This is a genomic window from Streptococcus sp. HMSC076C08, from assembly GCF_001810825.1.
In the GTDB taxonomy this organism is placed as follows: domain Bacteria; phylum Bacillota; class Bacilli; order Lactobacillales; family Streptococcaceae; genus Streptococcus.
The window spans coordinates 101,454-127,753 of sequence record NZ_KV802719.1; the positions used below are offsets into that span (position 1 = coordinate 101,454).

The following is a 26,300-nucleotide window of genomic DNA, read 5'->3' on the forward strand; positions in this document are numbered from 1 at the left end:
TTCTAACAAATATTTTTTAAAGGTTTTTCTATATATTTTTCAACAAAAGAACCCCAAGCATCAAATGCTTGAGGTTCACTTATTTTAATCCGTTAGTTCCACACAGAAGGCATCCCATGGTGCTAAGGTTTGTTTTTCAACTGCTTCTTTAGCAGTAGTGTTTTCAATCAAGATTGACTTAATTTTTCCTTCTACTGAAAAGGTTTGGTTTTCATTGGACAAGTTAGCCACAACTAAGAAACGACGGTCACCGTCCTTACGGATATAGGCAAAGATCTTGTCAGCTGTATCAAGCAATTCAAAATCAGCTCGAATCAGCCAGCTGTTCTCCTTACGGATTTGAACCAACTTCTGATAGGTATAGAAAATAGAATCTGGATTTGCCAGTGCTTCTTGAACGTTGATTTCTTCGTAGTTTGGATTAACTGCCAACCAAGGTTGACCTGTTGAGAAGCCAGCGTTGTTGCTCTCGTCCCATTGCATCGGGGTACGGGCATTATCACGTCCGATGACACGGATACTGTCCATAATTTCCTCGAGCGGAACACCTTTTTCAAGAGCTTCACGCGCATAGTTGAGGGATTCAATATCTTCTACTTGGTCCAGTGTTTCAAAAGGATAGTTGGTCATTCCAATCTCTTCACCCTGATAGATATAAGGCGTCCCTCTCATGAGATGAAGCAAAATCGCAAAGGCTTTAGCAGATTTTTCACGGTATTCTTGCTCATTTCCCCAGATAGAGACGATGCGAGGAAGGTCATGATTGTTCCAGAAGAGGGAATTCCAGCCGTCTTCAACTCCTAACTCTGTCTGCCATTTGTTGAAGATTTCTTTCAACTTCCCTACATTTAACTCTTTTTGGTAGTGCCACTTAGGTTGCCCTTCTTGATATTGAAGACAGATGTGTTCAAACTGGAAGACCATAGACAATTCTTGTCCCTTTGGATCAGAGTAGAATTTGGCAATCTCTGGCGTTGCCCCCCAGGTCTCCCCTACTGTCAAGAGATCCTTATCTCCAAAGGTCGCCTGATTCATTTCCTTGAGATAGGGATGGAGCATAGGACCGTTATTGACTACTTTCCCATCAGGAATTTTCCCAATCATGTCAATGACATCCATACGGAAACCGCCAATGCCTTTATCAATCCAGAAGTTCATCATCTCGTAAATTTTCTGGCGCAGTTTTTCATTCTCCCAGTTGAGATCAGGCTGTTTCTTGCTGAAAAAGTGAAGATAGTATTGACCTGATTTTTCATCGTATTCCCAAGCAGACCCACTAAAGATAGACTCCAAATCATTGGGCTCATCCCGCCAGATATAGTAGTCTCGCTCGGGGCTGTCAGGATTTTCACAGGCCTCGACAAACCAGGCGTGTTCATCTGAGGTATGATTGACCACCAAGTCCATGATAATTCGAATGCCACGCTTCTTAGCTTCTGCGATGAGTTGGTCCATGTCCTCCATAGTCCCGAAAATAGCTGCAATCGCTTGATAATCAGCAATATCGTAGCCATTATCATCCATCGGACTGTCATAAACAGGAGAAAGCCAAATAGCTGTAATCCCTAACTTAGCTAGGTAGTCCAACTTACTAGTAATTCCTGGCAAATCGCCAATTCCGTCTCCATTGCTGTCCATAAAACTCTTTGGATAGACTTGATAGACCACGGCATTATGCCACCATTTTTCTTGCATCTTCTTACCTCATTATTTTAATAATCTATAGTCTATGATAGCGCTTTTTAAAACTTAGTGCAAGCGTTTGCCTAATCTTTTTGATTTCTTTTTTAGCTCCATAGTTTCCTAACTCCCAATTTTTTATTATAATAGAGGTCAGAGGTAAAAAAATGAAAAAACAAGCTTTTAGTTCTGAACAATATTTGAATCTACAGCGCGACCACATTTTGGAGCGCATTAACCAATTTGACGGCAAGCTCTACTTGGAGTTTGGTGGCAAAATGTTGGAAGATTTCCACGCTGCTCGTGTACTACCTGGCTATGAACCTGACAACAAGATCAAGCTCTTGCAAGAATTGAAAGAGCAGGTTGAAGTTGTGATCGCCATTAACGCAAGCAACATCGAGCATTCCAAAGCGCGTGGCGACCTAGGCATTTCTTATGACCAAGAAGTTCTTCGTTTGATTGATAAATTCAATGAATTAGGAATTTTTGTTGGTTCCGTTGTCATCACACAATACGCTGGCCAACCCGCTGCAGATGCCTTCCGCAACCAGTTAGATAAAAACGGGATTGATTCCTATCTTCATTATCCAATCAAAGGATACCCGACGGATATGGATCACATTATTTCTCCCGAAGGCATGGGGAAAAACGACTACATCAAAACCAGTCGCAACTTGATCGTCGTAACAGCTCCTGGACCTGGTTCTGGAAAATTGGCCACTTGTATGTCCAATATGTACCACGACCAACTTAATGGCATCAAGTCTGGTTACGCTAAGTTTGAAACCTTCCCAGTTTGGAATCTTCCCCTTCATCATCCGGTCAACTTGGCCTACGAGGCTGCAACCGCAGACCTTGATGATGTCAACATGATTGACCCCTTCCATCTTCAAACTTACGGAGAAACTACTGTCAATTACAACCGTGATATCGAAATCTTCCCAGTACTCAAACGTATGTTGGAACGCATTCTCGGTGAATCTCCATACGCTTCACCAACAGACATGGGTGTCAACATGGTTGGTTTCGCTATTACAGATGATGAAGCTGCTGTCGAAGCTTCTAAACAAGAAATCATCCGTCGCTACTATCAAACTGTTCTTGATTTTAAAGCTGAAAAAGTCGGAGAAACTGCTGTCAAGAAGATTGAACTTCTCATGAACGACCTCGGCATCATACCTGCAGACCGTAAGGTTGCTGTCGCTGCACGCCAAAAAGCAGAAGAAACTGGTGGCCCTGCCCTAGCCCTTGAATTGCCAAATGGGGAAATCGTGACTGGTAAAAACTCTGAACTCTTTGGTCCTACAGCTGCTGCCTTGATCAATGCCATCAAAAAATCAGCTAACATCGCTAAGGAAGTGAAACTCATCGAGCCTGAAGTCGTCAAACCAATTCAAGGTCTTAAAATCAATCATCTCGGTAGTCGCAATCCTCGCCTCCACTCAAATGAAATCCTGATTGCACTTGCAATCACAGCTATGGAAAATCCTGATGCTGCGCGTGCCATGGAAGAACTTGGGAATCTCAAAGGAAGCGAAGCTCACTCAACCATCATCTTGACCGATGAAGACAAGAATGTCCTTCGCAAACTAGGCATCAACGTAACCTTTGATCCATACTACCAATACGATCGCTTGTATCGTAAATAAATAAACAAAGCTGGACAAAAACTCCATTTGAGAGAAAAATCCAGTAAATCTTTACATAATAAAAAAAAATCAAACGCATAATATCAAGTCTTTTGAACACTTGGTATTATGCGTTTTTATGATTTTCCATTCTCATTTATTTCAATGAAATTGTCAACTCGACAGAGGCTCCTCCTTGGTCTAGATTGAGCAGGGTCAGACGACCACCGTGCAAGAGAGCTACCTGTTTAGAAAAGGCTAAGCCGATTCCATGATGGGGGTTAGCTGAATTGCGGCTTTGGTCACTCTGATAAAAGAGCCGTTCCGCTCCCAGCAGCATCTCCTCTGAAAATGCAGGGCCGTTGTTCCAGATAGCAAAAACCAACTGGTCCTGCTGCACTGATACCGTCAGCTTCACTTCCTTTTGGTCCTGATTAGCATGTTCAAGCGCATTCAGTAAGATATTGAGCAAAGCCCGCTTGAGATAGTCCAAATGAATGGACAATCTCAAGCTAAGATCACAATCTTCTTGGAGATAAAAATGATAGCTTTCCTGTTTGCTGAACAGTGTCCAATCGTCCTGGAGATAAGCCAAAAAGTCCCCTAAGGAAAGCTGACTGAACTGATTAGAATCAATCTGAAAAGTCTTGGCGTAATCAATCAAAGAGCCACAATACTCTTCCATCTTGTGACTAGCCTGCAAAATCTCAGCAGCATAGTCTGCCTGTGGCTGGCCCAACTGCGCCAACTCCAAGAGCTCAGCATTCCCCTTAATCACAGTTAGGGGTGTCTTCAAATCGTGCGATGTCGCTGATAGCTGTAAAATCAACTCCTGATTATGCTGCTGCTCTCTTTCTAGAAGACGAGCATTTTCTTGGTGGCTGCTCCGTAAATCGCTATAGACTTCTAGCATTTCCTCAATCCGAAAAAGCTGACTTTGATTTTCTTCTAAAAGCTTCTCGCTCGTTAGCATTTTTATTTCCCTGTCGATTTTTCGGAGCAATTTCAAAATATGATAAAAAGTAATCAGCAGCAAGCTCCCTGCCCAGAAGAACAAGGTGAAAAGAACGTAATCACTTCCTTGCGTAAATTCATAGCCTATAAGCACAAAAATCAAAACATGAAAAAATACGATTTTTAAACTGGTTGTCCAGACTAGGCTTTTGAAATTTCGGGTTCTAATTGCCATCTATAGCCTACTCCTCTCACTGTTGCGATTGCTTGCAGCCCTTCTTGTTTGCATTTTTGGCGAATCTGATATACGTATTCTGAGATGGAGCGAAGCTGTGTTTCTGAACTTTCTGGGTAAAGCAAGGTATGCAGGCGTTCAGCCGAAAAGGTCTGCTTGGGATTGCTAGCTAGTAAATGCAGTAACTTAAACTCTCGCTCTGAGAATTTCAATACTTTACCAAAACAGATAATTTCATAGCGCTCTGGATAAAATTGACAAGAAGCAATCTCAGAATAGCGCTCCTCACGTCTTTCCTCCCGCCGAAGATGCGCCCTGACACGCGCCAGCAATTCGTTGGTCCCAAAAGGCTTGACAACATAGTCATCTGCTCCGCGAAAGAGCCCTTCCACCTTGTCCGCCTCCAATTCCTTGGCCGTCAAAAATATGATGGGACACGAAAGATGAGGACGAATGTAGGAGCACAGCTCAAAACCATTAACAGGCTCCATCATCACATCTAGCAAAATCAAGTCATATCCGACAAAATGCGTCAGCTCTAGCTCTTCTATTCGATCAAGCGTCGTCACATCATAAGCATCGAGCTCTAGGACATTTTTCACCAGCTTCAAAATGCTCCGGTCGTCATCAACCACCAAAATACGATACTGTCTCATGATTTCCATTATAGCATACCTCTAGCGAACATCTCGTTTCAAGGTCAAGAATATAGCAGAGCTCCAAATCAAAGCTAGCCAGAATAGCTGTATTCCCAACCCTGATAGATCTATCGAATTCTGAAGCCCTTCATACTCAAAAAGATTTAGCGTAGCCAGATCAGGCAGGTACTTTGCTTCTTTGATAAAAGTTGCCAATAAACGGCTAAGACCAATCAAGAGAGGAAATAGCACCGACACCGGCACAACCCAAGATTGAAAGAGCAAAGCGAGGCCAGCAGCTAAAAGAGCCAGAAAAAGATTGCTGAGAAGACCAAAAGAGCTGTAATAGAGGAATTTCCCCAGTAAGGGCCAGCTAAAGTCTAGGTCAAATCGAGCCAGCATAACAAAGAAACAGCTGCCTATCATGACACTGTAGAGAACCAAGAGCAGAACGGCCAGAAAAAGGAATTTCCCAGCCAACCAAGCCTTTCTATTTGATACGGTAAGAAAATTCGTTCGCATCCCAGACTTGACAAACTCCTGGGCAAAATAGAGGGAAGCAAAGATGACGATGACAGGCTGCGCCAGATACAGAGCATGCAAAGCTTCACTCAGAGCCTTTGTCTGGCCAACTGCTGTCTGACTGTAGTCAAGATTCATCAGAAAAAATGGAACAGCTACCAGAGCCACCAAGGCGGCACCAAGAGCGAGATAGTAAGAACGGAACTTAATCCATTCACTTTTAAGCAGAGCTATTATCATCAGTATCGCCCTCCTAAATCCGTCTTCAAAAAGCGCAGAGAGGCCATGACGCCGATGACTAGCAACCATACGCTTAGTATCAAGAGTCCTTGCAAGGGATTGTTGGCATATTGGGAAGTCGGCGTTGCAACAAATAACTCTCCTACGGGCTGTGGCAGATAAGCACCCCAACTCGTATGAGCTGCCAGGTAGTTTCCCAGATTATAGAGCTGGGGCACAAGAAAGAGTAAGGGAAGCAACATCGTCCGCCCAAGCAATCCCAATAAAAAGGACAAGAGACCTAGCAATGCAGTAGCTAGTGCCTTCCATAAAAGATGACTCCAGGCAGCTTGATTAAGTAAAATTGGATGTAGCCCTTCTTTTCCTAAAGCCAAGTGCATGACAATATAGCTCAAATAAATGGATAACAAGCTAATGATGAGTGAAAACAAACCAAAGGTCAATATTTTCCCCATAAGTAGCTTCAAGCGGTTATTACAAGCCAATAGACTGGTTCGCAAGCTATGAGACTGAAATTCCGTTGCTCCCAAAATTCCAGCTAAGATGACTAAAACCATACCACCCATAGAAGCGCCATTAAGACCTAGATATTCAAGCGGATCAATAGCTTCTGCCAGACCGGGAACCGTCTCAGGGGTCGCATCTAAACCGATAGACAGATACTGACGTCCCTCTAGCCATGACACAACAGGTACCAATAACAGCATAAAGACCACACTTACCCTGAAAGCCTTGGTTGATTGGATTTTCAACCACTCTGAATGCAATAAGGACATCGTTTCTTTCATCTTAAACCTCCTCTGTTAAGTCGAAGAAGAGCTCTTCTAAACTATCTGTTCCTTGTAATACATCTTCTAGCGTTCCCTGTTCGATAATTTGCCCATGATGAATCAAGACTACATCATCTGTTACCATTTGTACCTCAGACAGGATATGAGAGGATAGAAGGACGGTTTTCCCTAAATCAGCCTGCTGGCGAATGAACCTTCTAAACCACTTAATCCCACTTGGATCCAGTCCATTGGTCGGCTCATCTAATATTAAAAACTGGGGATCACCTAGTAAAGCTACTGCCAACCCCAGGCGCGCTGCCCCTCTCCTAGAGACAGGCTTGATAAGAAATCCTTTTTCTTATGAGCGATCCCCGTCATATCCAATACCTCATCAATCCGAAACTTCGGAATAGCATTACTTGCAGCAATAATATGCAGATGGTCGTAAACCTTTCTATTTGGCAGACCTCCAATACCGTCAAAAGCTGCACCTACTGTTTTGAGAGGATAAATCATTGACTGATAGGTTTGTCCATCAAAAGTCGCAGTTCCTGCTGTCGCCCGATCTAAGCCCAAGAGAATCCTCAAGGTCGAGCTTTTTCCTGCACCATTATGTCCTAGAAAAGCCGTAATGCGACCACTCCTAGCTGTAAAAGAAATATCCTTTAAAATTTGCTTGTCTCCATATTTTTTAGAAACACGATCAATTTTTACAATATGTTCCATACTGAACTCCTTTATCTTTATTTTCTCCAGTATACCCAATCTAGTTCAGAATTAGTTCAGAGATTAAACAGAAATTTCAGAAAAAGTTGATCCACTTTTCAAAAGTCACCTGAGTTCCACTAGAAAAACTAAACTTTTCTTTCACAAGGTATTCTTCTCTCCATTCTTTCTTTATAATTCTGAGGTTTATGTATAGAGACTTTATTATCATTCTAGTACCAAAAAGTCATTTATCAAACTCCATCAACAGCACCCTTTATGATATAATGAAAGAAGAAAACTGAAAGGAACTACCATGTCAAAAGAAGTTATTGTTGAAAGTTTTGAACTTGACCACACCATTGTTAAAGCACCCTATGTTCGCTTGATTGGGGAAGAAACCGGACCAAAGGGAGATGTCATCTCCAACTTTGATATTCGCTTGGTGCAACCAAATGAAGACTCTATCCCTACCGCTGGCCTTCACACTATTGAGCACCTCTTAGCCAAGCTCATCCGTACCCGCATTGACGGTATGATTGACTGTTCGCCGTTTGGCTGCCGTACAGGTTTTCACATGATTATGTGGGGACGCCATACTAGCGCCGAAATTGCAGCTGTTATCAAGGATTCGCTCAAAGAAATTGCTGAAACCACTACTTGGGAAGATGTTCCTGGAACAACCATCGAATCTTGCGGAAACTACAAGGACCACAGCCTCTTTTCTGCTAAAGAATGGGCAAAACTCATCCTGGAACAAGGAATCTCAGATGATGCCTTTGAACGCCATGTCATCTAAACACAAAAGGAACCAGCTTTTAGCTAGTTCCTTCTTTTTTTATTCTCAAAATCTTGAGTTAGGCTTTTTCACGAATAACTAAACCACCATCTTCCATATCCGCTTCCAAATGTTTAGCATCTAGATGATCCAAGTGGAAGTCCGTCACCTTATCACGAATTTGTTGTTCAACCACACGACGGAGAGGACGAACACCCATGACTTCGTCATAGCCTTCTTCTGTGATAAAGTCTTTAGCCGCTTGGCTGACTTCCAAATCAATGTCTTTCTTAGCCAAGGTTTGGTTGACTTCCGCCAACATCAAGTCCACAATCTTAGAAAGGTCTTCCTTATTCAAGTGTGAGAACTCGATAACTGCGTTAAAGCGGTTAAGAAACTCTGGACGGAAGAATGGCTTCAAACGATCCATCAACTCTGGTTTATCCGCATCTTCAGTCAAGTTAGCTTCATAGCCAAATCCAGCATTTGATGTCGCGATAATGACCGTGTTCTTGAAGTTCACTGTATTTCCTTGACCATCAGTCAGACGACCGTCATCCAAGACCTGAAGGAGAAGGGTGATTACTTGAGGATCAGCCTTTTCAATCTCATCCAAGAGAATGATAGAGTATGGATTGCGACGAACACGTTCTGTCAAGGTATTGCTATTGTCATCATACCCCACATAACCAGCTGTTGTACCGATTAACTTAGATACGGCTGTGCGGTCACTGTATTCAGACATGTCCAAACGTATGATAGCATCTTTAGTACCAAACATATCGAGCGCTAATTGCTTAGCAAGTTCTGTCTTACCAACCCCAGTTGGACCTACAAAGAGGAAGCTACCGATTGGGCGATTTCCTTCATCAAAACCAGCACGGTTACGACGGATAGCACGAGCTACAGCTTCAACTGCCTTGTCTTGACCGATTACCTTGTGTTCCAAGCGATGAGCCATATCTTTCAAACGTTCGATGTCTGACGCTCCCATTTGTGACACTGGGATACCTGTCATTCGTTCCACAGACTCAGCCACATCGTTGATGCTTGCAGTCACTTTCATGTCTTCTGTGTGGTTTTCGACTTTTTTCTCTAATTCAGCAATACGTGTCTTGGCATTGAGAGCTGCTTCAAAATCTTCTGCCTCAACTGCTTTTTCTTGCTTGTCTTTTTCTGCCTCGATTTCTCGTTCAACAGCATGAACATCTGTTACAGGATGTTGAGCTGCCAAGTGAGCAGCCGTTACATCGACAAGGTCGATAGCCTTATCTGGCAAGCTGCGTTGTGGAATGTATTGGATAGAATAATCCACTGCTGCTTTCAAGACTTCATCTGGCAAGATAACATTGTGGTGTTGTTGGTAGAGGTCACGAATTCCTTGAAGAATTTTAAAGGTATCCTCTGCTGAAGGAGCATTAACCTTGACTTCGTTGAAACGACGAGCAAGAGCTGCATTCTTCAAGATAGTGTTACGGTATTCGTCTTGAGTCGTTGCCCCAATCACTGTCAACTCACCACGAGAGAGAGCTGGTTTGAGAATATCTGCAAGACCTTTAGAACCACTGTCTCCACCAGTGCTACCAGCACCGAGAATTTGGTGAATTTCATCAAAGAAGAGGATAATATTCCCTGCTTTTTTTACTTCATTGACTAGATTTTGAACGTTTTCTTCAAAGCTACCACGGTATTGAGTACCAGCCTCAAGACCTGAGATATCAATAGAAATAATTTCCTTGTTCTTGATGGCAGCCGGAACATCTCCATTCACAATCGCTTGTGCTAGACCTTCGACAACGGCTGTCTTACCAACACCTGCATCTCCGACTAGAACAGGATTATTTTTCGTACGACGTGAGAGGATTTCAGATGTTTCTTGAATTTCCTTGTTTCGTCCGATTACAGGATCCAGCTTGCCTTCACGAGCTTCCGCTGTCAAGTTGCGACCTAGTTTAGCAAGGACACCGTCTTGTTTCATACCTGAAGCGTGTTGTTGCATTTGCGCATCAGATTTTGCATTTCCTGGTAATTGACCAGTTGCACGATAGTGAGCAAATTCCTCAGGTGTCACTTCACGTCCATTAATCAAGTAGCGACGGTTTTCAGAACTATATCCTCGCATACCACCCATCAATTGGTTAAATAAATCATCCATGTTGTTAAAGTTATTAAAGTTGTTGTTCATATTCTTTACCTCGTTTATTCTTAATTATATGCGATCTTTGATATTGACTATCTTTGACCTTTATTTTAAAAATTTTAGACTAGCTAACTCGCTACCCTACGTATAATTTCTGGTTTTTCTTTCTTAAATAAGCCTTTTATCATCTTCTTTTCAAAATCTGTTAGATTTAACATAGGCCTCACCCCTTTCTAGGGTATCTATCATACATTTTCAATAAATAGAATCATTGAAAATGAAGTTTTCTAAGGAATTCATTTTCCTTATGTTTCTACTATATCACATTGGTCAGTAAAAGTCAATAGTTTTTTGACCAAATTTGACTATTTTTTAAAAAATTTTTTGAAGTACAAAAAAAGCCCCTAGAAAACGAATTTTCTAGAGACTTCCTCTATCAAGTTTAAGAGAGAAGAAATATTCTCACTTACCAAGTTTCATGTTTCTTCTACAAAAGCTTAAGCTTTGCGTTTTACGAAGAATACCAATCCACTCAATGCCAAGACTACAAATCCAAGCGCAGAAAGGACAGAGGTTGCTTCCCCTGTGTTTGGAAGTTCAGCTTTACCTTTAGTCTCAGTAGCTGGAGGTGCTGGTTTCGGATCCTCCTTTTGTCCTGGATCAGTTGGTTCTGTTCCTGGAGTTGGATTTGGTTCTGGTGTTGGTGTTGGAACAGTGTATTTATTTGTAAATACAACTTCTTTACCATCGGCATACGAAACCTTTGCAGTCAAGAGACCTTGATCATCCGCAACTACAGTGACTGTTACGGTATGCTCAGTCTTATCGTATTCAATCCCCTCTTCAGTACCAACTTTTTCAACCAAGGTATAAGTATGAGTACCTGCTTCTTCGAATGAACGAACAAAAGCTACTTTACCTTCAGCAGTATTCTTAGCTTCTGCTACAACGGCGCCTTTCTCTTTCAATTCGAAAGTATAAGCATCAGCCGCAAGTTCTTTACCTTCAAGTTTCTTAGTTGCTTCAATCGTCGCTTCTACCGCTGGTGCTTTGAAGCTATTCTTGAAGACACTACCTGCTGGATATTCAACAGCTGCCTTCAAGGCGTTGGTTGCTGCATCTTTGGTTACTGTTACCTTTGCAGTCTTTTCTGTATCGTAAGTAATACCAGTTGCTCCAGCATTCACTTCTTTTACAGTATAAGTATGAACACCTTCTGCATCATAGTTGATTGTATTAAATGTTACTTTCCCACCTTGGTTTGTTTTTGTATCAATTTTTTGTCCATCTTTGTACAATTCAAATTGGAACTCACCATCAACCAAAGTACGACCAGTCAATTCTTTCGTAAATTCAAGTGTTGCTGATGTAGCTGTTGGCGCCGGTGGAACTGGTGCTGTATAAGTATTTGTGAAGACCCGTTCTGTATCCGCATCTTCTACAGTCGCAACCAATCGACCTTTACCATCATCCGCAACAGTGACAATCACTTCATACGCATTTTGATCATAAGTGATTGTTTTATCGTCACCAGCTTTTTCAGTAATAGTGTAAGCGTAATCGCCTGCTGCTGAGAAAGTGACGTTGAAGACAACTTCTCCTGAGGCAGTATTCTTAGCCGTAGCTACAAGGTCTGAACCTTCTTTCAGTTCAAATGTGTAAGCATCAGCTTCAAGCGCTTTACCTTTCAAGACTTTCTTAGCTTTGATTGTAGCTTGTGCAGGTTCCGCTTTATAGTCATTAACGAAAACTGGTGTTTCACTTGTAACTGTCGCGACAAGTTGACCTGAGCCATTATCTTTCACTTCTACAGTTACTGGATGTTCTGTTTTATCATAAGTTACACCAAGTTTATTGCCAACCTTTTCTGTAATAGTATAGTTATATACTCCTGCTGTCGAATAGCTAATTTCAGAAAAACGAATCAATCCGCCAGCAGCATTCTTTGCTGTCGCAACAACCTTGTCATCCTCTTTCAGTTCAAACTCAAACTCATCTATCTCCAGCTCTTTACCATTCAAAACTTTTTTAGCTTCAATAGCAATTTTTGCTGGAGCTGCTTTATAGGTGTTGGTGAAGGTTGGGTTGTTATCTGTAACAGTTGAAACAAGTTGACCTTGGCCGTTATCTGTAACGTTTACCTTAACTTCGTGTTTAGCAGTATCGTATGTCACACCTTTTTCACTACCTGCTTTTTCAGTGATAGTGTAAGTGTATTCACCTGCTGTTTCTAACTCAATTTCTTTGAAAGTAACGGTGCCGTCTGCAGCGTTTTTAGCTGTCGCAACGACTTTGTCACCTTCTTTAAGTTCGAATTCGTATTTATCAGCTTCAAGGTCTTTACCATTCAAGACTTTCTTAGCTGTGATAGTTTCTTTAGCTGGAGTTGCTTTATAGGTGTTAGTGAAAGTTGGTTCTGCAGATGTGACAGTTGCTGTTAAAACTCCACTTTGGAAAGTTGCTGCTACAGTAACTTCCTTGGCTTCTGTATCAAATGCAACGCCTGCAACTGCTGTTGAAGTGTCTTCTTTGATGATGTAGTGATAAGTTCCCGCACCTTTTACTTGGAGATTCTCAAAGGTAATAGTCCCATCAGCTTTTGATTTTGCTGTAGCTACAGGATCCTTCAAGTTCTCTGCAGTAAACAGGTTAAAGGTAAACTCATCTGCTTTTGGAAGTTTATCTGTACGTCCTTCTACTACTTTCTTAGCCGTCACATTGAATACAGCTGGAACAGGTTCGTCTTTAAGATGAATAGTAGAACCCGCAGCACCGAGTTTGACTGTATACTCTTTTTCATCTAGTTTATAACCTGCTGGAGCAGTCTTCTCTTTGATCTTAAACGTTTTACCTTCCCATTTCTGATCATAAGTTTTCGTAAGCGCTACTCCTTTTTCATTCGTAGTCACTTCTGTTGTTTCACTTGCATCATCTGCTGCTGTCACAGTATATACCGCACCCGAAACCGGAGCAAGAGTGAAGGCATCAGTCTTATGAATCTTAATTTGGTAAGCAGTAGATGCTACAATCGTACCAGAAATCAAAGATGTCGCCTCAGCTGTCATATCAAGTGCTCCCGGACGACTTGTATTCTGTGCTAATTTAGTCCCGTCAGCCAATGACAGAGCAACCCTATTTCCTACTTTACTTCCATCATTAGGAGTTGTTGTGTTATAAGAGACTATATAAGAGGTCGTTCCATCTTTAAAAATGATATCAAATGAAGTATAGTTTTCGTTCCACGAAACGGTATAGTCTTGTCCCTCAGTTAACAAAACTGCATCATCTGGAACAGCAGAAGTCCCAACAGTGATATTTGCCTTATACACTTTTAGAGTCTCAGGAATATACTGTGCAGGAGTGTAACTAGTATCATCATTTGGTATAGTATCATGTAATACAATATTTTGTCCTAAGTCTTGTTTCTCTGTATTTACACGTACACGCCAGGTAGACCATGCATCTCCCTTGCTAACCGAACCAATCTCAGCCAGTTTTGGAGAGTTCCAATTTTCAAGGGCAGCACGACCCCCAATTTTAGCATAATTTTCAGTACCAACTTTGGGACCATCGATTGTTTTTGATGAATAAATGTGAGTCACTTCTTGCTTCAATGAGGATGAATTAAAATTAATGCGGGTTTTATTCTGATCCTTTAAGAATCTAAAAGTAACAGAAAAATTCCCTGACACATCCTTTACCTTATCTCCACCAGTTTTCTCTAGATATTTATCCAAGTTTTTTAAGGTGATTTTTGCTTTCCCACCTTGATCAGTACCATTTGAAGTCACTTCTGCTTCTCCAATAGTAACTTTTGTTGTCGGATCAATTAAATCCTGACTCCCTTCATAAACTGCCATAGGAGCAGGTATATCAAAGGTAAAATAATCTCCATTATTCAAATGTTCATTATACTGTTTGAGATCAAAGGTCACGCGAAGCTTATATGCTAAATTCGTACGAAGCGAGAAATCTCCTTCTGAACTCACATTTTGCTTAGTATCTGAAGCATCTAACAGATCAATACCTGTAATGACTTGTGTCAATTCTTTTGAAACAGGATTATCTGCTTTAACAATCCCTACCAAAACAGATGCTAGAGCTAAAATAGCAAAAGCTAACGCAGAAAATTTAGAAAGCATGTTTAACGCTTTGCTTTTCGACATTTTTTCTCCTCTTTTCTATATGAAATTTTTATTTCTAATCTCCCTAGGAGATTACATCATACCATTTTGACAACCCCTATCACTAACTAGAGTTTATCTATTGTATTATAACATCTCAATACAATCTATTCAAGTTTAATAACTAGAAAATATATTTTTATAAGATTTTATTATATTTTTCTTTTAAATTTCAACACATTGTCATCATAATGAACAAAGTCTCTCAGTATTTTTCATATGATATGTCAAAAATTTATCTTTTAGATATAGAAAAAAGCCAGTCCTATAGACTAGCTTTCTTTTCATTCTAATTGAATCTTAGCTCAATGCGTCATCCATTGAAAGAACTTCGTGGAAGACACGTTGTGTCAATTCAGTTTTTTGTTCTGGAGTGAGGTATTTAGTGTTTACACAGTATCCAGAGATACGTACGATAACGTCTTCACCTGACATGATCTTTTCGTAAACATCGTTCAAGTCCATAACGTTCAAGTTAACGTGTTGTCCACCGTTTTCAAAGTAACCATCAAGGATTGTTACCAAGTTATCAACTTGCTCGTCACGAGTCTTACCAAGAGCACGTGGAGAAACTTGAGTTGTCAATGAGATACCGTCAGCTGCGTAACCAAAGTCAAGGCTAGCAAGTGAGTTCAAGTTTTGCAACCATCCACCTTTAGCTTTGTTAGATGGGTTCGCACCTGGTGAGAAGAATTCAAGTTTAGACAAGTTCACAGAACCATCTTCGTTGAGGTATACACCTTTGTGGACTGGTGAGTTACCAGTTTGTTTAGAGTAAGCAACGTTAGATGTGATTGTCAAAAGTGATACAGTAGCTTCTGCGTCTTTGTAAAGTTTGTGGCTACGTAGACGAGTTGTGTAAGCTTCGATCAACCATTCTGCCAATTCGTTTGAACGTGGGTCATCTTCACCCCAACGTGGGTATTCACCGATTGTTTCGTAATCGTAGATGTAGCCATTTTCATCACGGATTGGTTTAACGGTAGCGTATTTAATCGCTGACAATGTATCAACAGTGTTAGCAAATCCACAGATACCGAATCCCATGTTGGCACGTTGTTTAGTTGGCAAGAAGGCCATTTGAACAGCTTCGTAGTTGTACTTGTCAGTCATGTAGTGGATGATGTTCAAAGCATCTACATAAGTGTCAGTCAACCAGTCAAGAGATTTTTCAAAGTTGGCTTTAACTGATTCGAATTCAAGAACTTCGTCACGGATAGGATCGATGTCAAATACTTTGTAGTCTTTGTGAACATCGTCGTAACCACCGTTCAAACCAGTAAGAAGGGCTTTAAGAACGTTTACACGAGCACCGAAGTACTGGATGTTGTGGCGTTGATCTTCGTTTTCTGGGTCAAGTGGTGACACACAGCATGAGATACAGCTCATTTCTCCGTATCCGTCTTTAGCCATTGTTGTTACACCTTCGTATTGGATAGAAGAGTGTTTGTGGCTCATGTGCATACAGTAGCGACGGAAGTTGTATGGCAATTTGTCAGTCCAAAGAACTGTCAAGTTTGGCTCTGGAGAGTTACCGATGTTGTCAAGAGTGTTCAAGAAACGGTAGTCCATCTTAGTAACACGGTGACGACCGTCGTTACCCATACCAGCCATAGAAGTTGTGATGAAGGTTGGGTCACCTGAGTACAATTGGTCATAAGCTTTTGTACGAGCAAATTTAACTGTACGAAGTTTCATAACGAAATCATCAACGAACTCTTGGATTTCTGATTCAGTAAATGTACCACGAGCAAGGTCACGTTCTGCAAAGATATCCAATACGATTGGCACACGTCCTAGAGATGTAGCAGCACCGTTGATAACACGGCAGACAGCCATGAAGGCGATGTTAACCCATTGGATAGCTTCTTTCGTGTTCATCGCTGGTTTGCGGACATCAACTCCGTAAAGGTCACCCAAGCGAACAACTTGTTGCAATGCTTGGTATTGAAGGTTTACTTCTTCACGAAGACGGATTGTTTCTTCATCAATTTCTTTGATCGCATTCCAGTCGTTTACTTTTTCTTGCATCAAGTAGTCTGCCCCGTAAAGAGCAAGACGTGCGTAAACACCGATGATACGTCCACGTGAGTAGGCATCTGGAAGACCAGTTACAGTGTGAGCGTGACGAGCGCGACGAATGTTTGAAGTGTAGGCACGGAATATACCGTCGTTAACTGTTGTTACGTATTTAGTAAAGATTTCGTGAACAGCTGGGTCTGGTTCGTATCCATTTTCTTTCAAAGTAGTTTCAGCCATACGGATACCACCTTTTGGCATGAAGTTCAATTTGAAGAGTTCATCGTTTTGGATACCGAAGATAACTTCATTTTCTTTGTCGATAAATCCAGCAGGAATATCAGCAATAGATGTTGGACGAGTGTCCATTGGGAAACGAGTTTCTTCGTAGTGTGCTTTTGTTTCTTCTACGATTTTTTTGATGTGAAGTGAACGTTCTGTTGGTCCAGCAAGGAAACTTTCATCTCCATCGTAAGGTGTGTAGTTAGCTTGAACGAAGCGAGAAATACTTGCTTTTTCTTTCCAATCTACGCCTTTGAAGCCTTCCCAAGCTTTATCAAAAATATCTTGTGCTTCAACAACTGTCTTAACAACCATGTTAATGTCCTCTTTTTTCTAGTAACAGTCATCTGTTACATTCTTGAGACAAGTATACCATACAGTAACCGATTTCAACAAGAGGAAATCGGCATTTCAGACGCTTTCTTTTATAATACAGTCTCTTTTTTGTTCTTATCTGTATTATATTTTTGAAAGTCAGGTTGAACTTTCCCATTTTTTCAGAAAAAAGGGTATAATAAATAGAAAATGACACTAGAAAGGGATTGGAATGCTCATATTTCCATTGATAAATGATCTGTCCAGAAAAATCATCCATATTGACATGGATGCCTTTTTTGCTGCGGTGGAAATCAGAGATAATCCCAAGTTAAAGGGCAAACCTGTCATTATCGGAAGCGATCCCAGACAAACAGGTGGGCGTGGTGTCGTTTCTACCTGTAGCTATGAGGCACGAGTTTTTGGTGTTCATTCAGCCATGAGCTCTAAAGAAGCTTATGAGCGCTGTCCCCAAGCTGTCTTTATCTCTGGAAATTATGAAAAGTATAAGACTGTGGGACTTGAGATTCGTGCTATTTTTAAACGCTACACTGATTTGATTGAACCTATGAGTATTGACGAGGCATACTTAGATGTGACGGAAAATAAACTCGGTATCAAGTCAGCCGTCAAAATAGCTCGTCTCATCCAACAGGATATCTGGCAGGAACTACACCTGACTGCTTCTGCAGGTGTTTCCTATAACAAATTCTTAGCTAAAATGGCTAGTGACTATCAAAAACCACATGGTTTGACAGTTATCCTCCCAGATCAGGCTGAGGATTTTCTCAAACAAATGGACATTGCTAAATTTCATGGTGTTGGTAAGAAAACAGTTGAACGCCTTCATGAAATGGGCATTTATACCGGTGCAGACTTATTGGACGTTTCTGAAGTCACTTTAATCGATCGGTTCGGCAGACTCGGTTTTGACCTTTATCGAAAGGCAAGAGGTATTCATAACTCACCGGTCAAGCCCGACCGCATTCGTAAGTCCATTGGCAAGGAAAAAACCTATGGAAAGATCCTACAAGTAGAAGAAGACATTAAAAAAGAGCTGACTCTTCTCTCCGAAAAGGTAGCTCACAATCTCAGCAAGCAGGACAAAGCTGGAAAAATCATTATCCTCAAAATACGATATGCTGACTTCTCCACTCTGACTAGACGAAAAAGCCTCCCACAAGCAACACAGGACGCTAGTCAGATTTCTCAAACTGCCCTTCAACTCTACGAAGAACTAGCTTACAAAGAAAAAGGTATCCGTTTACTAGGAATTACGGTGACAGGATTTTAAAAAGCTTGAAGGAATCTTCCTTCAAGCTTTTTCTTATACAAATAAACGCACAAAACTATAGAGCAGCAAGACACTACCGAGTACAATACGGTATTTACCAAAGAGTGTAAAGTCGTGCTTCTTCACATAGCTGGTCAAGAAACGAATGGCAACCATGCTGACTGCGAAGGCAACACCCATAGCTACCAAGAGCAAGAACAGTTGTCCAAAACTCAATAGTTGACCTGCTTTAATAAATTTAAAAATCTTTAAGGCACTGGCTCCGAACATAACAGGAATTCCGAGATAGAAGGTAAACTCTGTTACGACTGAGCGGCTTGTTCCATTCAACAAACCACCAACAATCGTCGCACCTGAACGGCTCGTCCCTGGAAAGAGGGCGAGGACTTGGAAGAGTCCAATGTAAAGGGCTGTTTTATAAGGCAACTTGTCTAGCTCTGTTACCGTTGGTTCAATGGCTTGCGCCTTATTTCGTTTTTCAAGGTAGATAAAGGCAACACCATAGATAATCAACATAATCGCAACTGAAACCATGTTATGGAAGTTGGCATCAAACCAATCATCTAGTTTAAAAACCAAGAGCAAAGGCAAGGTCGCAACCAAGACTTTTGACCACAATTGCCAAGTTCTACGAACTTCGACCTTGGTTTTACCAGGTTTGAAGGGATTGAGCTTATTAAAGTAAATGACCATAACTGCTAAAATGGCACCAAGCTGGATGACAACATTAAACATGGACATGAAGGCTTCATTTTGGTCCTTGTATTGTACAAATTCTTCAACCAAGATTAAGTGACCAGTACTTGAAATGGGCAACCATTCTGTAATTCCTTCAACAATCCCAAAAAAGATTGACTTCAAAATTTCAATAAAATACATACATTACTCCTTTTTCTGTCTTCTATTATAGCATAATTTCGGATGTTGCGATAGATTTTTTAGAAGGCGCCGATGCTACCACCGCCTCCGCCTCCTGAGAATCCTCCACCTGAAGAACCACTTCCAGAAGATACAGAGTAATTGCTAGCTGTGTTCGCGACAGCTGTATATTGCTTGATTTGTGCAGTTGAGGTGTAGAACTGTGAGTGCCAACCATAGGCTACATAAAGATTCAAATCTGGATTTTCAAGCTGAATATGGCGAACTTTCATTAACTTACTCACCTTCTTGGCATAACCAAAGAGAGTCGCATAGACCAGTAGACGGTTCCAAAGGACGATGCTCTCTAGCTCGGCCTGAGCCAGATGAGCGATGTCGCGAAGCATATTTTCAAAACTCGTCCAGAGATAGAAGATTTCTGCTCCTTCCTCAGTTAGAACTCCATCGCGATAGGCTCCTCGCGTGGCAAGATAAACCCAGAAACTAGCCCCTAATCCTGTCAATCCTAAGAGTAGAAATGGGATCGAAAAGAAACCATGTGTTTGCCAGCTATAGTAAAAGAATAGCAGTCCACCTAGAGCTGTTATGGCTGAACAGACCCGCATCCCAAGAGCAAGGCGGCGTTCCTCACTTGTCAAGGGACGATAGTAGCTTGGGATACGAAGTACATGGACCTTATCCTTGACACAAGACTGAATGCGTTGAAGTCTTCCTTCAAAGGAGCGTTTGAGACGCGAGCCTGTTTCTCGGATATGTTTTTCATCTGACTCTTTGGCACCACGGTAAAGGGAAGATGAAACTTGGTAATCAGGGAAGAGCTCTGAAATAGCCAATTCTTTCTTATTTGACAAAGTCATGCGTAGACATTCTTTCTCAAAATTGGACAAACCCTTTTCACTGATAATGCGCACATAAGGTTCCTCATCCCCTTGAAAAATAGATAAATGACCTCGATCGACTAAATCCAACAAGGTTGCCTGAATCAAACGTTCAAAAGTAAATTTACCAAACCCTGATTTGTTTAGAGGATTGACTTCCTCTAAGGAAGTTGAATACACTGCTTCTGCTAAAACCATTGGAGGCAAATCCATCGGTGGTTCGTAAAGTCGATGATCTTTTGGAAAGACCTTTTTAATGCTTGTACTCTGACGAAACTTCCTATAGAAGAGAGGAACTAAAAGTAAGAGGCTCATAAAAATGACGGGAAACACCCATTTCATCATTATCTCACTTTGCGCTTTTTCTGTCGCTATATTGCTTTCAATCCGGTTAAAATCCGTTAAACGTTCTTCCTCTAATCCTTGATCTGGAGCTCCTGCAAAAGCACTTCTCGGCCAGTAAGCATGTAATTCGATTTGACTCTTTCTAGGAAGGTCTTTCATTTTGACATGATAGAGATTATTTACTTTTTCAACACTAGAGTCCCTTAGGAGTTGTCCTGCATGAAAATAGAGTTTCTCTGCTGGAGTATCAGAGCTGACCTTAAACTCAATCTCTTTGATGTCTCCAGTACTATCTGTCAAGGGTTGCCAATTTAGCTCTGCGATATCCTTATATAAGAAGAGAAGGTTTGTTAGTTTCCAGGTAACCGTTACACGAACAGTATCTCCAGCATATCCAGCATTGTAAATTTTTACCTTGTAGCCGTCCTCTTCCTCCATAGTATAGAAGGAAGCATTTTGAACAATTCTTCCATTTTTAGAAACCTGAACGGTCGGATCGGGGTCAATATCAAATCCTTCTGGCATTTTCCCAGCTTTCCCGAGTCCAACTAACTGACCATTATAATCATCTCCAAAGCGGTAGGTAATTGTTTCCTTAAAAATTGCAGTATTATCTGCATGAATATTCAAATCACCCTGATAAGATAAGATATCAAAGTCTACTGCAAAAACCAGGCTCGGTATAAATAATAAATAAGTAAATACCAAAGCCAACAGCCATCTTTTTTTCATAATCGCTTCCCTTTCAATCTTTTTACCATTATATCATTTTTTATAAGTAAAGGCTTACTTGTATTGAAAATCTCACTATTTTTAGATACAATAGAGAGAGTCATTTTTAGACTAGAAATAGGAGAAAACATGAAAAAATTATGCTTATCTATCCTTGCTAGCTTAGCCCTTACCCTAGGACTAGTTAGCCAAGTCCAAGCCGACGAATATTTACGCATCGGGATGGAGGCAGCATACGCTCCCTTCAACTGGACTCAAGACGACGATAGTAACGGCGCCGTCAAAATCGACGGTACCAACCAATATGCCAACGGCTACGATGTTCAAATTGCTAAAAAGATTGCCAAAGACCTTGGTAAGGAACCTTTGGTTGTGAAAACCAAATGGGAAGGACTTGTTCCAGCCCTTACTTCTGGCAAAATTGATATGATCATTGCCGGTATGAGCCCAACCGCTGAACGCAAACAAGAAATTGCTTTTTCAAGCAGTTACTATACTAGCGAACCGGTTCTATTGGTCAAAAAGGACTCTGCCTATGCCAATGCCAAATCTTTAGAGGACTTTAGTGGAGCAAAAATCACGTCTCAACAAGGTGTTTATCTTTATGACCTGATTTCCCAAATTCCAGGTGCCAAAAAAGAAACAGCTATGGGTGACTTCGCCCAAATGCGTCAAGCTCTGGAGGCTGGTGTTATTGATGCCTATGTTTCTGAACGACCTGAAGCAATGACCGCTGAGTCTGCTAACGCTAAGTTCAAAATGATCCAACCTCAACCGGGTTTCAAAACTGGCGAAGAAGATACAGCTATTGCCATTGGACTTCGTAAAGATGACAGCCGCATCAGCCAAATCAACGCGAGCATCGAAACCATCTCTAAGGATGAACAAGTAGCCCTCATGGATCGTATGATCAAAGAGCAACCTGTGGAGTCTACAACAACGGAGGAAGAAAGTAGTTTCTTTAGCCAAGTTGCTAAGATCCTTTCTGAAAACTGGCAACAACTCTTGCGTGGTGCTGGTATCACACTCTTAATCTCCATTATCGGAACCATCACAGGTCTCCTTATCGGACTTGCAATCGGGGTCTTCCGTACCGCTCCACTATCTGAGAACAAGGCAATGTACGCCCTACAGAAACTAGTTGGTTGGATTCTCAATGTCTATATCGAGATCTTCCGTGGTACACCAATGATTGTTCAATCCATGGTTATCTACTATGGAACTGCCCAAGCTTTCGGTATCAATCTTGACCGCACACTAGCTGCTATCTTCATCGTCTCAATCAACACGGGTGCCTACATGACAGAGATCGTTCGTGGTGGTATTCTAGCAGTTGACAAAGGACAGTTTGAAGCTGCAACTGCTCTCGGTATGACCCACAATCAAACCATGCGTAAGATTGTCCTACCTCAGGTTATCCGTAATATTCTACCTGCTACTGGTAATGAATTTGTCATCAATATCAAAGATACCTCTGTATTGAACGTTATTTCAGTTGTTGAGCTTTATTTCTCAGGAAATACTGTAGCAACACAAACCTATCAATACTTCCAGACCTTTACCATTATCGCCGTGATTTACTTTGTCCTCACCTTTACTGTGACCCGTATCCTACGCTTCATCGAACGTCGTATGGACATGGATACTTACACTACAGGTGCTAACCAAATGCAAACGGAGGATTTGAAAAAATGACACAACCAATCCTTGAAATCAAACACCTCAAAAAATCCTATGGGCAAAACGAAGTGCTAAAAGATATTTCCCTCACCGTCCATAAAGGAGAGGTTATTTCCATCATCGGGAGCTCAGGAAGCGGAAAATCAACCTTCCTTCGTTCAATTAATTTACTCGAAACACCTACAGAGGGAGAGATTCTCTATCGAGGAGAAAATGTCTTAGAAAAAGGCTATAACCTCACCCATTATCGTGAAAAACTCGGTATGGTTTTCCAATCTTTCAATCTCTTTGAAAATCTGAATGTCCTCGAAAATACAATCGTCGCTCAGACGATTGTCCTTAAACGTGATCACTCTGAAGCCGAAAAAATTGCCAAAGAGAATCTCGAAAAAGTTGGCATGGGAGAACGTTACTGGCAAGCCAAGCCGAAGCAACTTTCAGGTGGGCAGAAACAACGCGTGGCTATCGCCCGCGCTCTCTCCATGAATCCTGATGCCATTCTCTTCGACGAACCAACATCTGCCCTTGACCCAGAAATGGTCGGAGAAGTTCTCAAAATTATGCAGGATTTGGCTCAAGAAGGCTTGACCATGATCGTCGTAACCCACGAGATGGAGTTCGCTCGCGATGTCTCTCACCGTGTCATCTTTATGGATAAGGGTGTCATTGCTGAAGAAGGCAAACCAGAAGAACTCTTCACGAACCCTAAAGAAGAACGGACAAAAGAATTTCTTCAACGCTATCTCAGCTAATAAACAAAGACTGCATAAAGAATGCAGTCTTTTTAGTTTGTAATTGTAAAGAAAAGGCAGACTCGAATCAGGAATCTGCCTGTGACCACAGTTTAATCTTCAAATTTTTCATGATTTTTTTCATAGAAATCGATTAAACCAAGAGCTGTTTCAAATGAAATATTTTTAACTTTTGCGCGTCCTTGTGCTAGAGCAATGATAGACATTTCACGCGCATTCGTTTCTTTAGAGATACGGTAGCCTGTGATTTTCTTATCACGAACCCAGCCAACAACTGCTTCTACTTTTTCAAAGTTCGACTTAGCCATGTTCTTCTCCTAAATTATTCTTTACAATACTTAATTGTATACGTTTTTATTTCGTTTGTCAATAAAAAAACATATATTCGTCGTAACTATATTATTCTGCATATTTTTATTTGGCTTTTAAAGCCGATAATATATGAGTTCTTATGTCCTCGACTCCATTAGGATTTGCAGGTAGGAAGATTGTATTATTACCCTCTTTATCTGCAAAATTATTCAACGTATCTAAATACTGGTTCGTTAATAGGATAGACATGATTTGTTCTTCAGTTAGTTCAACATTGGCTCCCTTTAACTCTTGGATAGAATCAGCTAGTCCGTCAACAATTGCTTTACGCTGCTCTGCAATCCCTACACCATGTAGGCGATCTTTTTCTGCTTCAGCTTCTGCTGCGGTCACGATTTTAATCTTATCTGCTTCAGCAAGTTCTTGCGCCGCAACTCTCTTACGTTGAGCCGCGTTAATTTCATTCATTGATTGTTTTACTTCAGCATCAGGTTCAACCTTAGTAATCAGCGTTTTGACAATGATATACCCATACGTAGACATTTCTTCCGCCACTTGTTTTTGAACTTCTAAGGCGATTTCATCCTTCTTCTCAAACAACTCATCTAGGGTTAACTTTGGTACAGATGAACGCAAAGCATCTTCAATATAGGATTTAATTTGGGCTTCTGGACGCATCAATTTATAATAGGCATCTGTGACATTGTTTTCATTTACTCGATACTGAGTTGCCACATTCATCGTTACAAATACATTATCTTGCGTCTTTGTCTCTACAACAATCTCACTTTGCAACAAGCGTAGTTGAACTCTTGCCGCAATCCTATCAATTCCAAAAGGAGCTCGTAAATGAATACCACTATTGCTCAATTTTTGGTATTTACCAAAGCGTTCTATGATAGCGACAGATTGTTGTCGAACCACATACACAGAACTAACCATAATCACTGATGCAATCACCACTAAAAACAATAAAACAAGTAAAATTTGTAAAACCATGGGAATCTCCCCCTTTCGTCACCCTCATTATAGCACCATCATTACCATTACGCAAATAATATGATAATAATTTTATTTTAGCTTAAACTAGCATATTGTACAACGTTTCGTTTCCATTCAAATTAATATAAGATGGGTCAAACTTTTCCATCCGATGAATCAATCCAGCATAATCATGCTTATTGGCAAGGGCTACCCCAATCAAGACAGGGCCTGTCCCCTTGCTTGCTCGTTTGATATATTCAAAACGAGTGATGTCATCATTTGGCCCCAAAATGTCATTTACAAACTCTCGTAGAGCTCCTGGACGTTGTGGGAAATTCACTACAAAGTAATGCTTGATTCCATCGTAAATCAAGGCACGTTCTTCCATCTCTGGCATGCGGTTGATATCGTTATTCCCCCCAGAAATGATACAACAAATCGTCTTGCCTTTGATATAGTCTGATAAAACTTCCAAGGCTGCAACGCTGGCAGCTCCGGCTGGTTCTGCTACAATACCTTGCTTAGAATAAAGATCAATCAAGGTTTCAGAAATCAATCCCTCGTCCACCCCAATCAGCGTTTCAACATTCTTTCGAGTTGCTTCATAGGTTAATTGCCCAACCTTCTGTACGGCTATCCCATCAGCAAACTTATCAATTTCTTTGAGCTTAACTGGTCCCCCAGCTTCAAAGGCTGCTTTCATAGAGCGAGCACCATTAGCTTCTACTCCGATCACTTCAATAGTCGGGTTGGTTTCCTTAATATATGTAGAAACACCGGCAATCAATCCGCCACCACCTACTGGTACAAGTACTGTATCAAAATCAATAGACTCTTTACGGGCTTCTTCAAGAATTTCATAGGCTACAGTCCCTTGACCAGCCTGAACATGCGCATCATCAAAAGGATCGATGAAGGTGCGGTTTTCTGTTAATGTAAATTCTTGTGCTGCCTTAGCAGAAGCATCAAAGGTATCCCCAACCAACTTGATCGTCACAAACTCTCCACCGAAAAAGCGAACCTGCCCAATCTTTTGTTGCGGTGTTGTGATGGGCATAAAGATCGTTGCAGGAATCTTCATCTCATTACAAGTATAGGCGACACCTTGGGCATGATTTCCCGCAGAGGCACAGACTACACCACGCTCGCGTTCTTCTTTTGACAGTTGAGAAATGGCATAATAGGCTCCACGAATTTTAAAAGAGCGAACTCGTTGCGCATTCTCCTTTTTGAGATAAATCTTTGCTTGGTATTTTTCTGATAAATAATGATCATATTCTAGTGGTGTATCAACTACTACACCACTCAAAACTTTGTGGGCTTTCACCACATCTTTTGCACTTAGCAT

General features: G+C 41.2%; 18 protein-coding genes and 1 pseudogene. 5 read left to right on the forward strand and 14 right to left on the reverse strand.

The features are described 5' to 3' along the window. Positions 1-84: 84 nt before the first annotated feature. Positions 85-1,695, reverse strand: a complete 1,611-nt coding sequence (locus tag HMPREF2766_RS01375) for a glycoside hydrolase family 13 protein (RefSeq protein WP_070567292.1) — start codon at positions 1,693-1,695, stop codon at positions 85-87. Between the two features lie 152 nt (positions 1,696-1,847). Between HMPREF2766_RS01375 and HMPREF2766_RS01380 the strand changes: the two genes are divergently transcribed. After that, positions 1,848-3,332 carry a DUF1846 domain-containing protein gene (locus tag HMPREF2766_RS01380; protein WP_000743588.1) on the forward strand — a complete coding sequence of 495 codons (1,485 nt, stop codon included), beginning with the start codon at positions 1,848-1,850 and terminating at the stop codon, positions 3,330-3,332. 136 nt (positions 3,333-3,468) lie between these two features. On the opposite strand, the gene HMPREF2766_RS01385 is transcribed toward HMPREF2766_RS01380, so the two are convergent. From HMPREF2766_RS01385 to HMPREF2766_RS01405, 5 genes and pseudogenes are all read right to left on the reverse strand, one after another. Beyond that, positions 3,469-4,500: a sensor histidine kinase gene (locus tag HMPREF2766_RS01385; protein WP_070567294.1), complete on the reverse strand. Its 1,032-nt coding sequence runs from the start codon at positions 4,498-4,500 to the stop codon at positions 3,469-3,471. After that, the gene (locus HMPREF2766_RS01390; RefSeq protein WP_000404923.1) at positions 4,467-5,165 is read right to left on the reverse strand and encodes a response regulator transcription factor; all 699 of its coding nucleotides are present in this window, start codon (positions 5,163-5,165) and stop codon (positions 4,467-4,469) included. The genes HMPREF2766_RS01385 and HMPREF2766_RS01390 overlap by 34 nt, the downstream gene beginning before the upstream one ends. A 12-nt stretch (positions 5,166-5,177) precedes the next feature. Further along, the gene (locus HMPREF2766_RS01395; protein ID WP_070567297.1) at positions 5,178-5,900 is read right to left on the reverse strand and encodes a lantibiotic ABC transporter permease; all 723 of its coding nucleotides are present in this window, start codon (positions 5,898-5,900) and stop codon (positions 5,178-5,180) included. Continuing rightward, complete coding sequence (locus HMPREF2766_RS01400) at positions 5,900-6,688, reverse strand: lantibiotic ABC transporter permease (protein WP_070567299.1); 789 nt, start codon at positions 6,686-6,688, stop codon at positions 5,900-5,902. Before HMPREF2766_RS01400 ends, HMPREF2766_RS01395 begins: the two co-directional genes overlap by 1 nt. Before the next feature lies 1 nt (position 6,689). Then, positions 6,690-7,399: pseudogene (locus HMPREF2766_RS01405) on the reverse strand (ABC transporter ATP-binding protein). Positions 7,400-7,694: 295 nt separating this feature from the next. Between HMPREF2766_RS01405 and HMPREF2766_RS01410 the strand changes: the two are divergent. Further along, positions 7,695-8,177, forward strand: coding sequence for an S-ribosylhomocysteine lyase (locus HMPREF2766_RS01410; protein WP_000032557.1), 483 nt, complete (start codon positions 7,695-7,697; stop codon positions 8,175-8,177). Between the two features lie 58 nt (positions 8,178-8,235). On the opposite strand, the gene HMPREF2766_RS01415 is transcribed toward HMPREF2766_RS01410, so the two are convergent. The 3 genes from HMPREF2766_RS01415 to pflB form a co-directional block, all read right to left on the reverse strand. After that, positions 8,236-10,341 (reverse strand): ATP-dependent Clp protease ATP-binding subunit, encoded by a 2,106-nt coding sequence (locus tag HMPREF2766_RS01415; protein ID WP_070567301.1) that lies wholly within the window; start codon positions 10,339-10,341, stop codon positions 8,236-8,238. Between the two features lie 452 nt (positions 10,342-10,793). Beyond that, positions 10,794-14,462 (reverse strand): Spy0128 family protein, encoded by a 3,669-nt coding sequence (locus HMPREF2766_RS01420; RefSeq protein WP_070567303.1) that lies wholly within the window; start codon positions 14,460-14,462, stop codon positions 10,794-10,796. A 318-nt stretch (positions 14,463-14,780) separates the two neighbouring features. Continuing rightward, positions 14,781-17,096: a formate C-acetyltransferase gene (pflB, locus tag HMPREF2766_RS01425; RefSeq protein ID WP_000260621.1), complete on the reverse strand. Its 2,316-nt coding sequence runs from the start codon at positions 17,094-17,096 to the stop codon at positions 14,781-14,783. 232 nt (positions 17,097-17,328) lie between these two features. Here pflB and dinB point away from each other — a divergent pair, with 232 nt between their 5' ends. Beyond that, on the forward strand, positions 17,329-18,390 hold the full coding sequence (dinB, locus tag HMPREF2766_RS01430) for a DNA polymerase IV (protein ID WP_070567305.1): 1,062 nt from the start codon (positions 17,329-17,331) through the stop codon (positions 18,388-18,390). A 33-nt stretch (positions 18,391-18,423) separates the two neighbouring features. Here dinB and HMPREF2766_RS01435 read toward each other — a convergent pair whose 3' ends face one another. Both HMPREF2766_RS01435 and HMPREF2766_RS01440 read right to left on the reverse strand, forming a co-directional pair. Then, positions 18,424-19,269 carry an undecaprenyl-diphosphate phosphatase gene (locus HMPREF2766_RS01435; protein WP_000273572.1) on the reverse strand — a complete coding sequence of 282 codons (846 nt, stop codon included), beginning with the start codon at positions 19,267-19,269 and terminating at the stop codon, positions 18,424-18,426. Between the two features lie 59 nt (positions 19,270-19,328). Next, entirely contained in the window at positions 19,329-21,224 is a 1,896-nt protein-coding gene (locus HMPREF2766_RS01440) for a DUF2207 domain-containing protein (RefSeq protein ID WP_070567306.1), read from the reverse strand. A 129-nt stretch (positions 21,225-21,353) separates the two neighbouring features. On the opposite strand from HMPREF2766_RS01440, the gene HMPREF2766_RS01445 reads away from it, so the two are divergent. Beyond that, positions 21,354-22,919: an ABC transporter substrate-binding protein/permease gene (locus HMPREF2766_RS01445; protein ID WP_070567308.1), complete on the forward strand. Its 1,566-nt coding sequence runs from the start codon at positions 21,354-21,356 to the stop codon at positions 22,917-22,919. After that, positions 22,916-23,656 (forward strand): amino acid ABC transporter ATP-binding protein, encoded by a 741-nt coding sequence (locus HMPREF2766_RS01450; protein ID WP_070567310.1) that lies wholly within the window; start codon positions 22,916-22,918, stop codon positions 23,654-23,656. Before HMPREF2766_RS01445 ends, HMPREF2766_RS01450 begins: the two co-directional genes overlap by 4 nt. Positions 23,657-23,748: 92 nt before the next feature. Here the strand turns inward: HMPREF2766_RS01450 and HMPREF2766_RS01455 are convergent, their stop codons facing one another. The 3 genes from HMPREF2766_RS01455 to ilvA form a co-directional block, all read right to left on the reverse strand. Further along, positions 23,749-23,964: a capsule biosynthesis transcriptional regulator gene (locus HMPREF2766_RS01455; protein ID WP_001130031.1), complete on the reverse strand. Its 216-nt coding sequence runs from the start codon at positions 23,962-23,964 to the stop codon at positions 23,749-23,751. Positions 23,965-24,070: 106 nt separating this feature from the next. Beyond that, positions 24,071-24,967, reverse strand: a complete 897-nt coding sequence (locus HMPREF2766_RS01460; RefSeq protein ID WP_000244062.1) for an SPFH domain-containing protein — start codon at positions 24,965-24,967, stop codon at positions 24,071-24,073. Between the two features lie 82 nt (positions 24,968-25,049). Next, a complete protein-coding gene (ilvA, locus tag HMPREF2766_RS01465; protein ID WP_000947300.1) occupies positions 25,050-26,300 on the reverse strand; it encodes a threonine ammonia-lyase IlvA in 1,251 nt (416 codons plus the stop codon).